Annotated in this window: 12 protein-coding genes; 7 read left to right on the top strand and 5 right to left on the bottom strand. The window is 67.3% G+C overall.

The window, feature by feature from the left end; translation table 11 throughout:
- Both P7D22_RS20470 and P7D22_RS20465 read left to right on the top strand, forming a co-directional pair.
- Positions 1–519: PD-(D/E)XK nuclease family protein (locus P7D22_RS20470; protein WP_319936112.1), on the top strand; the 519-nt coding region annotated here is incomplete at its 5' end.
- 11 nt (positions 520–530) lie between these two features.
- The gene (locus tag P7D22_RS20465) at positions 531–1,430 is read left to right on the top strand and encodes an NAD(P)-dependent oxidoreductase (RefSeq protein ID WP_319936114.1); all 900 of its coding nucleotides are present in this window, start codon (positions 531–533) and stop codon (positions 1,428–1,430) included.
- Positions 1,431–1,469: 39 nt separating this feature from the next.
- On the opposite strand, the gene P7D22_RS20460 is transcribed toward P7D22_RS20465, so the two are convergent.
- Positions 1,470–2,933 carry a L,D-transpeptidase family protein gene (locus tag P7D22_RS20460; protein WP_319936111.1) on the bottom strand — a complete coding sequence of 488 codons (1,464 nt, stop codon included), beginning with the start codon at positions 2,931–2,933 and terminating at the stop codon, positions 1,470–1,472.
- Positions 2,934–3,267: 334 nt separating this feature from the next.
- On the opposite strand from P7D22_RS20460, the gene P7D22_RS20455 reads away from it, so the two are divergent.
- Positions 3,268–5,448 carry a mechanosensitive ion channel family protein gene (locus P7D22_RS20455; protein WP_319936113.1) on the top strand — a complete coding sequence of 727 codons (2,181 nt, stop codon included), beginning with the start codon at positions 3,268–3,270 and terminating at the stop codon, positions 5,446–5,448.
- Here P7D22_RS20455 and P7D22_RS20450 read toward each other — a convergent pair.
- Positions 5,445–6,398, bottom strand: a complete 954-nt coding sequence (locus P7D22_RS20450) for an acetyl-CoA carboxylase carboxyltransferase subunit alpha (RefSeq protein WP_319936110.1) — start codon at positions 6,396–6,398, stop codon at positions 5,445–5,447. The two genes, P7D22_RS20455 and P7D22_RS20450, sit on opposite strands and share 4 nt — an antisense overlap.
- Positions 6,399–6,509: 111 nt before the next feature.
- Complete coding sequence (locus P7D22_RS20445; RefSeq protein WP_319936109.1) at positions 6,510–6,830, bottom strand: EthD family reductase; 321 nt, start codon at positions 6,828–6,830, stop codon at positions 6,510–6,512.
- A gap of 233 nt (positions 6,831–7,063) precedes the next feature.
- Between P7D22_RS20445 and rpmB the strand changes: the two genes are divergently transcribed.
- From rpmB to dnaQ, 4 genes are all read left to right on the top strand, one after another.
- Positions 7,064–7,357: a 50S ribosomal protein L28 gene (gene rpmB / locus P7D22_RS20440; RefSeq protein ID WP_319936108.1), complete on the top strand. Its 294-nt coding sequence runs from the start codon at positions 7,064–7,066 to the stop codon at positions 7,355–7,357.
- A 126-nt stretch (positions 7,358–7,483) separates the two neighbouring features.
- The gene (locus P7D22_RS20435; protein ID WP_319936107.1) at positions 7,484–8,107 is read left to right on the top strand and encodes a flavin reductase family protein; all 624 of its coding nucleotides are present in this window, start codon (positions 7,484–7,486) and stop codon (positions 8,105–8,107) included.
- Positions 8,108–8,116: 9 nt separating this feature from the next.
- Positions 8,117–8,707 carry a dephospho-CoA kinase gene (gene coaE, locus P7D22_RS20430; RefSeq protein ID WP_319936106.1) on the top strand — a complete coding sequence of 197 codons (591 nt, stop codon included), beginning with the start codon at positions 8,117–8,119 and terminating at the stop codon, positions 8,705–8,707.
- On the top strand, positions 8,707–9,405 hold the full coding sequence (gene dnaQ / locus P7D22_RS20425) for a DNA polymerase III subunit epsilon (protein ID WP_319936105.1): 699 nt from the start codon (positions 8,707–8,709) through the stop codon (positions 9,403–9,405). Before coaE ends, dnaQ begins: the two co-directional genes overlap by 1 nt.
- Positions 9,406–9,432: 27 nt before the next feature.
- Here dnaQ and P7D22_RS20420 read toward each other — a convergent pair whose 3' ends face one another.
- Both P7D22_RS20420 and P7D22_RS20415 read right to left on the bottom strand, forming a co-directional pair.
- Entirely contained in the window at positions 9,433–9,945 is a 513-nt protein-coding gene (locus P7D22_RS20420) for a GNAT family N-acetyltransferase (RefSeq protein ID WP_319936104.1), read from the bottom strand.
- Positions 9,942–11,546 (bottom strand): L-lactate permease, encoded by a 1,605-nt coding sequence (locus tag P7D22_RS20415; protein WP_319936103.1) that lies wholly within the window; start codon positions 11,544–11,546, stop codon positions 9,942–9,944. Before P7D22_RS20415 ends, P7D22_RS20420 begins: the two co-directional genes overlap by 4 nt.
- Positions 11,547–11,881 lie beyond the last annotated feature (335 nt).

Raw genomic sequence — 11,881 nt, 5'->3', positions numbered from 1 at the left:
GCCGTCGGGCGGCTGGCCCACCGGCTGTTGCAGGCGCTGCCGGACCTGCCCGCCGCCGAGCGGGCCGCCGCAGCCACGCGGCACATGGCGGTACATGGCGCGAAGCTCGAGCCCGACCACCAGGCCACGCTGGTGCGCAACGTGCTGGCGGTGCTGGACGACCCCGAGATCCAGCCCCTGTTTGGCCCCGGGTCGCGGGCCGAGGTCGGGGTGGCTGGGCGTGCGACGCTGCCGGATGGCCGCCCGATCGAGATCGCGGGCCAGATCGACCGGATCGGCGTCACGGAGGACGCGGTGCTGATCGCCGATTTCAAGACCGGGCGTCCGCACGCGGCCGACACGATCCCGCAAAGCTTTGTGGCGCAGCTGGCGCTCTACCGGGCCGCCGTGGCGCCGCTATATCCTGGCAAGCCCGTCCGAGCCTATCTGGTGTGGACGGCCGGGCCAACCGTCATGGAAATACCGGGCAGGCGCCTCGATGCAGCCCTGGCTGAACTTACGGCCGCGCCGGACGATTGAAGCTCCACAGCATCGGAGCATCGGACATGAAGGTCGCGTGTATCGGATTGGGATCGATGGGCCTCGTCATGGCCCGCAATCTGCTGAAGGCCGGGCATGACCTCACGGTGTGGAACCGGTCGCCAGAGCCGGCGGCGGTGTTGGGGCGCGAAGGGGCGGGCCACGCCACGACGGCGGCCGATGCGGTTGCGGGCGCGGAGGCCATCGTCACCATGCTGGCCAATGACGCGGCCGTGCGCGCCGTGTTCCTCCAGGACGGCGTCCTCGACGCGATGTCGAGCACAACCGTGCACGTGAACTGCGCCACGATCTCGATCGCCCTCGCCGAGGAACTGGCCGAGGCTCATCATGGGCGCGGCATCGCCTATGTGGCGGCACCTGTCTTTGGCCGTCCCGATGTGGCGGCGACGGGCGGCCTCAACATCGTCGCGGCGGGCCCGCGGCCGGCGATCGCGGCAATTCAGCCGCTGCTTGACGCGATCGGCACCAAGACCTGGGTGGTGGGCGAGGAGCCCGAACAGGCCAATGCGGTGAAGATCGGCGGCAACCTGATGATCGCGGCGGCGATCGAATCGATGGCCGAGGCGACGGCGCTGGGGGCTGCCACCGGCGTCGACGCCAAGACGATGCTCGACATCTACACGGGCACGATGTTCGCCTGCCGAGCTTATCAAAGTTATGCGCCGATGATTGCCGAACGCCGCTACGAGCCGGCCGGCTTCAAGCTGGCGCTCGGCCTCAAGGATGTGCGGCTGGCCCTGGCGGCCGGGGATGCGGCCAACGTGCCGCTGCCCTTCGCCAGCGCCTTGCGGGATGCCATGCTGGAGGCCGTGGCGGCCGGCGATGGCGACAAGGACTGGTCGGCACTGGCCGAAACGGCACGTCGCCGTGCGGGTCAGGGGCGCGGCTGAAGCCTCAATGCCACCCACTGAGGGCGGCGTTCTCCTGCCTCAATGAGCCGGGATGGCCTCGGGGGACGGCGCCGCCGCGACCTTCACGAGGGGCGAGACCGGCGTTGCCGCTTGTGCGGCCTCGGCCGGCGCGGGTGCCTTCGCGGCCGGCAACGCCGTTGTCGGCTTCGCATGGGTGTTGCGGGCCACAATGTGCTTCGGCGCCGGCTTCTTCACAGGCTCGACAGCCGGTGCAGGGACGGGAGCAGCCTGCGCCGCCGCCGCCACGATGGCCGGGGCCGCCTCGGGGGTTTCGCCCGAACCGAGGTTGAGGAATTTGTGGAAGAAGCCGTCCGTTTCAGACTTCGGTTCCGTGCTGGCATAGGCGGACGGTGCCGCCGTGAAGGGGGACGGCGCGGCAGCGGCGCTGGTCTGGGCCACAACAGTGCCGGTCGGGGTGGCGTCCGCCGTCTGCAACGCCGCAGCCTTCGCGCTCGGCACAGAAGCCTTGCTGCGGGCCGCCGCGACCTGCACAAGCGCCGGCTTCGCCTTCGGGGTCTCGTCTAGCGCGATCTCCTGGGCGCCGGCCGCCAGGGCGTCGGGGCGGCTGACCTCGGCGACGCGATGCGTGAATTCAGGGTTCTGGCCGCCGTCCGCGTAAACGATCTTGATGGGCTTAGTGCCCTTGGCCACCAGTTCGGCCACCGCCTTGTCGTCGACAGCTTCCTTGGCCGCGATGGCGGCTTCGGTGTCGCGATTGGTGTTCAAGCCCGGGCATGGCGACAGCGCGTCGAAACGGCCGGTCTTCGGGCTGGCGCCGAACACGTAATGCTTGTCGCAAACGCCGACCGGCGTTTCCTGCTTGGTGACCTCGAAATAATCGGCTCCGCGCTTGATCTCCTTCCAGAACGGCATGTTCGGGTCGAGCCGCAGCTTGGCCATGTTGTCGGCCGTCATGCGGAACGGGAAGCTCTGCATCTGGATCTGCCGTTGACCGCCCGCAAAGCTGTCACGCGCTACCGCATAGATTTCCTCGATCTGCTTGTCGGTCATCGAGAAGCAGCCGGCCGAGGAGCAGATGCCGTGCACCATGATGTTGCCGCCCACATAGCCGTGGGCGCGGTCATAGGCGTTCGGGTAGCCGACGTTGAACGACAGGTAATAATGCGAGTTCGGGTTCATCGAGCCCGGCGCGATCGTATAGAAGCCTTCCGGCACCTGGCGGTCGCCTTCGGTCCTCTTGGGACCAAGCTGGCCCGACCAACGGCACATCGGATAGGTCTTCAGATGGACGTAGGTGCCGTCCTTCTTCTGCTTCCAGACCTCGAATTCCGCTTCCTTCTTATAGGCGCGGATCAGCATGGGGGCGTTCTGGTCGGTGTCCTTCGCCTTCATCAGGGCGATCGTCTCGGGCGACAGCGGCGAATAAGCCTTGTAGCCCGTCATGCCGGTTTCGCTCGGCCCGTCGCATCCTGCCAGCAGGCCGGCGAACCCGATCGCGACCGCGGCGGAAAGAAGCTTCATGGAACGGCTGAGCGCCATACTGACTCGTCCATCTTCCGCGCGCGAGACTGGACCCGTTGCACGCGAACCCCGCCCGAGGCTTACGCCTTCTATCCTTACCGAAGCCTTACAACAAGCGGCGCGCGCGAGTCCCGGACAGCATCGTCGAAAAGTTCCCGTCCAACGCAAGAAATTTTCGGTTGGTCGTCATAGAGGCGCGATCGCGCCGAACGCCGGCGCGCCCTTCGCTCGCCGATGGCTCTGGACAGGACGGTGAGGATCGGTTCTCCATCCAGCCAAGGGGTGGCGAATCCGTTGTGCATGGCTTGAACGCCTTGGGGAGGGCTGCGTGAGCATGCGGACGCAGAGGAGATCGCGCATTCTCGATCGGGTGCGCCGATGGGGCTACGGCCTGTTGACCTTGGCGACGCTGTCGGGTGCGCGACCGGCCCTCGGCGCCGACGGGTCGGCAGCGGCGGCGACACTCGCGCCCGATGCCGGCGACCCGAAGATCCGGCAATTCCTTGATCTTCTCGTCGACCCCGCGGTGCGTCGCTACCTCGAGCAGAGCCAAGGCACCGCGTCCCACGCCGAAGCGACCCACCGCCCCGACGTGATGAGCGTCAGCCTCGCGGCACGCCTCGACGCCCTTCGCCAACACCTCGGCGACCTTCTCCGGTCGTCGCATGAATTTCCGTCGCAGGCCCATATGGCGCATGAGATGGCCGTCGATGCGGCACAAAGCTGGGGTGGCCTGTCGATCACGCTCGCGGCCCTGGCCGTCTTCGTCGCCATGGGGTACGGCGCCCAGGCCCTCTTCCACCTGATCGGCAAGCCTTTCCGCCGATGGCTGCTGGCCCTGACCCTCGACGCGGTCGACGAGCGGGTCCGCGCCGTCTTCGCCCGATCGCTCTACGGCATCGGCTTATTGGCTTCCTTCGCCCTGGGCAGCATCGGCGCCTTCCTGTTGTTCGACTGGCCCAGCCTCATCAAGGAACTGCTGCTCGCTTATCTTCTGGCGTTCGTGTCCGTGCGGCTCGCCACGATCCTCGGCCGGTTCCTGCTGGCGCCGGGTGCCGAACGCTTCCGAGTGGTGCCCGTCCCAACCCCGACCGCATGGTTTCTGTATCTCCGCCTCGTCGCCTTCATGATCGTCCTGGCCTTCGGCAATGCCACGATCGAGGTCTTGTCGCGGTTCGGGCTGTCCGACATCGCGGCAGAGCTCGGGCGCGACTGCCTCGGACTGGCCCTCATGGCGATGGCCTGCGAGGCGATCTGGCGGATGCCGCGCAGCGAGCCGATCGAGGCTGGCGACGGTCGCCTGCATCGACATCGCCTGCGAGCCTCCCTGCTCACGGTAGCCTGTGCGGTGCTCTGGCTCTGCTGGGTCGCGCAAGCCCGTACGGCATTCTGGCTCGTCGCTTTCGCCACCGGCCTGCCGATCATCACTGCCGTGGGCCGGATGTCGGTGCTGCACATCCTGCGCCCCGCCGGGGCTGGACCCGACGGAGACGCCCGTTCGTTGCAGGCGCTATTGTTCGAACATGGCGTGCGGAGTTTCGTGTTGATCGGCGCCGCCCTGGCGCTGGCCTGGATCTTCGGCGTCGATCTCGCCTCGCTGACCATGGAAGATACATTGACGACCCGCCTCGTGCGGGCGGCGGTGAGCGTGGCCGTCATCGTTCTCGGCACCGAGTTCCTGTGGACCACCATCCGGGCGGTGCTCGACCGCAAGATGCGGCAGCCGATCCCCACGGCGGCGGAAGGCTTCGATGCAGGGCACGCGGCCCGCATGCAGACGCTGCTGCCCATCGTGTCGAATATCCTGCTGGCGGCCCTAGCGCTCGTGGCCGCCATGATGGTTCTGGGCGCCCTCGGCGTGCAGATCGGGCCGCTCATCGCGAGCGCAGGCGTGGTGGGGGTGGCGATCGGCTTCGGCGCCCAGACGCTCGTCAAGGACGTCATCTCCGGCATCTTCTACCTCGTCGATGACGCCTTCCGCATCGGCGAGTACATTCAGAGCGGCAGCTACAAGGGCACGGTCGAGTCCTTCAGCCTGCGCTCGGTGAAGCTGCGCCATCAGCGCGGCGCGCTCTACACGATTCCGTTCGGCAGCCTCGGAGCCGTGCAGAACCAGAGCCGCGACTGGGTGGTGGACAAGATCGTCCTCAACGTGCCCTACGGCACCGACCTCGAGCGCGTCCGCAAGCTGATCAAGAAGATCGGCATCGATCTGACCGAAGACGCCGACTTCGGCGCCGATATCCTCAGCCCGCTGAAGATGCAGGGCGTGGCGCAGTTCGGCGATTACGCGATCCAGATCCAGACCAAGATGATGACACGGCCCGGAGACGCACAATTTGCGGCGCGGCGGCGGGCGCTGCTGATGATCAAGCAGGCCTTCGAGACCAACAACATCGGCTTCGCGGTGCCGACCGTGCAGGTCTCGGGCGATGTCCCGCAAGGGGCCGGCGCCTCGGCGCTGATGGCGGTGTCACGCCGCGCCGCCGCCGAGGACGCGGGCCTGGCGGGCTAAGCGCGCCGCCCGATGGCCAGGAACTTTGCCGCGCGTGCGTCGCGCACGGCTTCGGGCTCCATGCCCTTGAACTCCGCAAGCGTCTTCGCCACCGCATCCCCGGCCGCCCTGATGGCGGCCTGCGGGTCCCGGTGGGCGCCGCCCGACGGCTCGGGGATGATGGCATCGATGATGCCGAAGCGCAGCAGGTCCTGCGCCGTGATCTTCATATTGGTGGCCGCGTCCTCGGCCCGGGACGAGCTCTTCCACAAGATCGCCGCCGAAGCCTCGGGGGACGCCACGGTATAGATGGAATGTTCGAGCATCAGCACCTTGTTGCAGGTGGCGATCGCGACCGCACCGCCCGAACCGCCCTCGCCGATCACCACCGCCACATTGGGGGCACCAAGCGCCAGGCACGCCTCGGTCGAACGCGCGATGGCCTCGGCCTGACCGCGTTCCTCGGCCTCGATGCCCGGAAAGGCGCCCGCCGTATCCACGAAGGAGATGGCCGGCAGGCCGAACTGATCGGCCAGCTCCATCAGCCGGCGCGCTTTGCGATAGCCCTCGGGCTTCGCCATGCCGAAATTGTGTCGGATCCGGCTGTCGGTGTCCCAGCCCTTTTCCTGCCCCATGACGCAGACCGACTGGCCGCGGAAACGCCCAAAGCCGCCCACGATGGCCTCGTCTTCGCCAAAAGTCCGGTCGCCCGCGAGCGGCGTGAAATCCGTCACCAGGGCCTTCACGTAGTCGTAAAAGTGCGGGCGCTGCGGGTGGCGGGCCACCTGGGTCTTCTGCCAGGGTGTCAGGCTCAGGTAGAGGTCGCCCAGCGCCTTGTCGGCCTTCACCTCGAGCCGCGTCAGCTCCTCGCCGATCGACACGGCCCCGCCGCCATTGGCCACAGCCCGCAGCTCCTCGATCTTGGCCTCGATATCGGCAACGGGCTTTTCGAAATCGAGGTAGGAACGCATCGGGTCGGGCACATCCGGGAGCCGGGCAGGAGGCGCGAAGGCCCCCTGCCGAAAACCGCGGGAACCTGATCCCCGGCTTCCGGCAAGTCAAGCACCGGCGATTCGCGGCCCTCAGGCGGCGCCGACCACCTCGGAGATCATCACCACCGGATCGGTGTTGCTGAAGTTCGGCACATCGCCGAACACGGCCGCCCCCTCGGCCGCGACCGCCTGCTTGAACTGGTCGGGCGTCTCGAAGTCGAGGATCGCCGCGATGCTGAACTTGGGGTCGCTACCATCGAGCGTGCCGGCCGACCGCGTCACCCGCCATCCCTTGAGGCCGAAGCGGGCGAAGCGCTCGCTGACGAGCGGCATGTGCTTGGTCAGATAATAATCGAGATCAAAGGTCGCGCCTGCCGTGTTCTCGTAAAGGACGATGATGCTGGCCGCCATGGCTGCTCCTCGGGTGGGCTCGGCCGGGTTTTCGGCCGCTCGAAACCATGCAGATTCCGAGCCATGGATGATGGCAGGCGTCACGACCGCAAGCGAGCGCGGCTTGACGCCACGCTCCAGGTCTCCTATGAGCGCCGTTCATGCACATGAGCGGTGGATGGGGGTCGTTTCCGACGCGCCTCCGCATGGTTTCATGCGTTCCGCTCGATTAGATCCTGGGTAAGGTGCTTATCATGTCCCGCCGTTGTGAATTGACCGGCAAGGCCGTGCAGTCCGGTCACCTCGTCAGCCATTCGAACATCAAGACCAAGACGCGGTTCCTGCCGAACCTTTGCAACGTCACGCTGATCTCCGAGGCCCTCGGCCGTTCGGTGCGCCTGCGTGTCGCCGCGGCCTCGCTGCGGTCGGTCGAGCACCGCGGCGGCCTCGACGCCTTTCTGTTGAAGGCCAGCGACAGCGACCTGTCGCAGAATGCCCGCGTTCTGAAGCGCGAGATTCGCAAGAAGACCGAGGCTGTTGCAGCCTGATTGCTCCCATGCGTGAACCGACCTTGATCGGTTCCGCCCAATAGGCTCGGATGAAAGGCCTGGACCGCTGCCGCGGCCGGGCCTTTTTGTTATGGGCTTCAGACACCTTCGCATCGGGTCGCCGTCATGGATCGAGAACCTTTCTATTACGAGCCTGCGGAAGGGCATAACCTGCCGCACGACCCGTTCAACGCCATCGTGGGCCCGCGACCGATCGGCTGGATTTCGTCGATCGACCGAAACGGCGTCCCGAACCTCGCGCCGCACAGCTTCTTCAACGCCTTCAATTACAAGCCGCCGATCATCGGCTTCTCGACGACCGGCTGGAAGGATACGGCCCGCAATATCGAGCAGGTGCGCGAGTTCGGCTGGAGCCTGGTGACCAAGCCGCTCGTCGAGAAGATGAACAAATCGAGCGCGCCGGTCGGGCCCGAGGTCGACGAGTTCACGCTGGCTGGGCTCACGGCGGCACCCTCCAAGCATATCCGCGTGCCGCGCGTCGGCGAAAGCCCGGTCTCCTTCGAGTGCCGCGTCACCCAGATGTACCGCTTGAAGGACCTGCAGGGTCGCGAGATCGATTGCTGGATGATTTTCGGCGAGGTGCTGGCCGTCTACATCGACCCGGCCTTCCTGAAGGATGGCGTCTACCAGACCGCCGAAGCACGCCCCGTGCTGCGCGGCGGCGGCCCGGGCGATTATTTCGACATCCTGCCCGAAAACAAGTTCGTCCTGCAACGCCCGACCGCCTGAGTTCGTCCGGTGCAGGTCATCGGCCTCACCGGCTCGATCGGCATGGGCAAGTCCACCACGGCGGCGATGTTCCGTGACGCGGGCGTGCCGGTGCACGATGCGGACGCCAGTGTCCATGCGCTCTATCGCGGCGCCGCCGTGGCGCCCGTCGAGGCCGCCTTCCCGGGCGTGACCGAGGGCGGCGCCATCGACCGCGACCGCCTGCGGGCGCGCGTGCTTGGCGACGCGGCGGCGCTGCAAACCCTGGAAGCCATCGTGCATCCGCTGGTCGCCGCGGCGCGTGACGCCTTCCTAGATGAAGCGAAAGCCAGTGGGGCGCCCCTGGCGGTGCTCGACATTCCCCTGCTCTACGAGGTCGGCGCCGAACGGCATTGCGACCGCGTGGCCGTCGTGACGGCCCCGGAAGCGGTGCAAAAGGCCCGCGTGCTGGCCCGACCCGGCATGACCGAAGCGATGTTCTCAGCCATACTGGCCCGGCAGGTGCCGGATGCCGAAAAGCGCCGTCGCGCCGACTGGATCATCGACACATCGGGCGGACTCGACGCGGCACGGCGCGTCGTCGAACGGATCGTGGCGGAAGCGAAGAGGTTGCACCCCTGATGCGCGAGATCGTGCTCGATACGGAGACCACGGGGCTCGATCCCAAGACGGGCGACCGCCTGGTGGAGATCGCCGGGGTGGAGCTCATCAACTCGATCCCGACCGGGCGCCACTACCACACCTACGTCAATCCCGAACGCGACATGCCGGACGGCGCCTTCCGGGTGCACGGGCTTTCGGCCGAATTCCTGAGCGCCCATCGGGTGTTCTCGCTCGTGGCGGACGAGTTCCTCGACTATGTCGGCGACGCCAGGCTGGTGATCCATAACGCCGAATTCGACATGCGCTTCATCAACCATGAACTGGCCCGCCTGACCTGCGGCGCCATCGGCATGGAGCGCGTCACCGACACCTTGGCGATGGCGCGCCGCAAGCATCCCGGCGCCCCGGCGTCGCTCGACGCGCTCTGCCTGCGCTACAAGATCGACAACACGAAACGCACGGTGCACGGCGCCCTGATCGACGCCCAGATCCTGGCCGACGTGTATCTCGAGCTTCTCGGCGGCCGGCAGCAGACGCTGGGCCTCGCGGCCAATGTCATTACGCTACGCCGCGACAGCCGCGAGGTGGTGCGCCAACGCCCGACGCCACTCGGGTCCGCCCTGACCCCCGCCGAGGCGGAAGCCCACGTGGCCTTCGTGGCGACGCTCGGCAGCACCCCGGCGTGGGCTGCCTATGAGGCGAAGGCTGCGGGGTAATCTCGCGTCTCACTGTTGTCCGATCACTCAGCAATTAATCGAGCGTTCCTGCTCCGTGGCGAAGATCCGAGGCAGGTCGAGGAAGTGGGTACTCCGATCTTCATAAGCCGAAGGCCGGAACCCGTAGGATTCGTACAGCCGCGCCGCGACGGGATTGTCGGTGTGCAGGCGCAATCGGTGCCAATGCGATCCCGCGCGATCGAGGGCGGCATCGACGAACACGCGCAACAGGCCGCGCGAGCGGGCTTCGGCGCCGACATAGATGTAGCGGAGGCGCCCGGTCAAAGGCGCGACCGCATAAGGGTCGGCGCTGATGACCGCCATTGCGACGGGCCGCCCGGACGCGCGGGCGAGGAACAGGGCCTCGCCCGCCTGCAGGAACGGGCGAGCGTGCCAGACCTGCGGGAAGTCGGCGATCCAGCCGACGCCTGACGCGACGGCCTCCGCGATCAGCACCTGCAACCCCTCCGGAAGCTCCGGGTCCCGCCACCGCACCAAGTCGAACCCGGCCGCCGTGCCGAGCGCTTCGACGTCCCTCACTTTGGGATCATCCACGGCGTCAGATATTGCTGCATCAGCACCACGAGGCCGAGCAGCACTGTCAGCACCAGGCTGTGCACGAAGGTGCGGGCGAAGACGACGCCCTCCTGGCCTTTCAGGTTGGTGACCGACACGCCGGTGGCGATGTTCTGGGGCGAGATCATCTTGCCCATCACACCACCGGACGAGTTGGTGGCGGCGATCAGCACCGGGTTGAGGCCGAGCTGGTTGGCGGCCACCACCTGCAGGTTGCCGAACAGCGCGTTGCCCGACGTGTCGCTGCCCGACAGGAACACGGCGAGCCAGCCCAGGAACGGAGACACCAGCGGGAACAGCGGCCCGAGCGAAGCGACCCCCTTGCCGAGCGTATAGGTCATGCCGGAATAGTTCATCAGATAGGCGAGGCCGACGATCAGCGCCACCGTCAGGATGGCGATGCGGCTTTGCCGCCATGTGGTGCCGATGCAGGCGACCAGTTGGGCCGGGCGCAACCGCACCACCAGGGCCGTTACAAGCGCGGCCAATAGGATCGCAGTGCCGCCGGCGAGCGGCTGGAACAGGTAGACGGCGCCGTAGGGCTTGGCGTCGTAAAGGGTGATCGACACCGCCTTGTCGAGACCGGGCCAGGGCAGCTTGACGGCACCGATCGCCGGCACCTGCAGGTGGGTCCAGACGATCACCGTGGCAGACACGATGAGCCACGGCAGCCAGCCCTGCCAGCCCGGCACCCGCGATGGCCCACTGGCCGGCACCGGCGGCCGCGCGATGGCGAAGGCCGGATCGGGCGCCGGGCGCCACACCTGCACAAACACCACCGTGACGATCAGCGACCCGAGCGACGACAGCACGTCGGTGAGCCGATAGTCGAGCAGGTTCGAGGCGATGAGCTGGCAGGTGGCGAAGCTCACCCCCGACACGAGCAGCACCGGCCACACGGCCGCAATCGAGCGGCGGCCGCCATAGATGGCCATGACGTAGAACGGCAGCAGCACCGCCATGAAGGGCAGTTGCCGGCCGATCATCTGGCCGAGCGTCACATCCGACAAGCCCGTCACCTGCCCCAACACTGTGACCGGAGCCCCGAGGGCGCCGAAGGCCACCGGCGCCGTGTTGAAGATCAGCGTATAGGTGAGCGCCTCGAGCGGCGCGTAGCCCACCAGGATCAGCAGCGCGCTGGTGATGGCCACCGGCGTGCCGAAGCCCGACACACCCTCGAGCAGCGCCCCGAAACAGAAGCCGATCACCACCAGCACGACGCGCCGGTCGTTGGGCAGGCGGGCGATCACCCAATCCCTGAAAGCGTCGAAGCGACCCGACACCACCGCGATGTTGTAGAGCAGCAGCGCGTTGACGACGATCCACATGACGGGCCAGAGCGCGAACACCACGCCGTTGGCGACGCTGTCGAGCGCCAGCCGGACCGGCATGGCCCAGACCCCGACCGCCAGCCCGAACGCCACCACGAGGCCACCGAGCGAAGCCTGCCACCCCGGGCGACGCATGATCCCAAGCAGGATCAGCACGATCGCCACCGGAATGGCGGCGACAAGGAACGACAAGGCGAGGCTATCGCCGACCGGCGTCAAAAGCTGCGCGAACACGGAACCTCCCGGAACTCATTTTTTTCCGATGAGGCGCATGGAGGGCCGGTGCCGTCAAGGCATCGGCGCCGATCCAGCAACGCTGGAACCAACAGGGTGTAGGAGGCGACCTCACAACCGACGGTGCCCCCTCATTCCGGGGCGCCACAGGCGAACCCGGAACCGGTGTGCACCGACCGGCCGGTTGCGGCTCCCCGGTTCCGGATCGACGCTGCGCGCCGTCCGAAATGAGGCGACAGGTTCGCAGGGGAGACGTGCAAGGACCTCGGGAAGCGGTTCCCTCGTCAGGCCGAAAGCAGCTTGAGCCCGTGCCGGATCAGCACCGCGGTCGCGGC

This window comes from Lichenihabitans sp. Uapishka_5 (genome assembly GCF_033947565.1).
Lineage (GTDB): Bacteria > Pseudomonadota > Alphaproteobacteria > Rhizobiales > Beijerinckiaceae > Lichenihabitans.
This window is presented reverse-complemented; position numbering and strand designations above follow the sequence as displayed.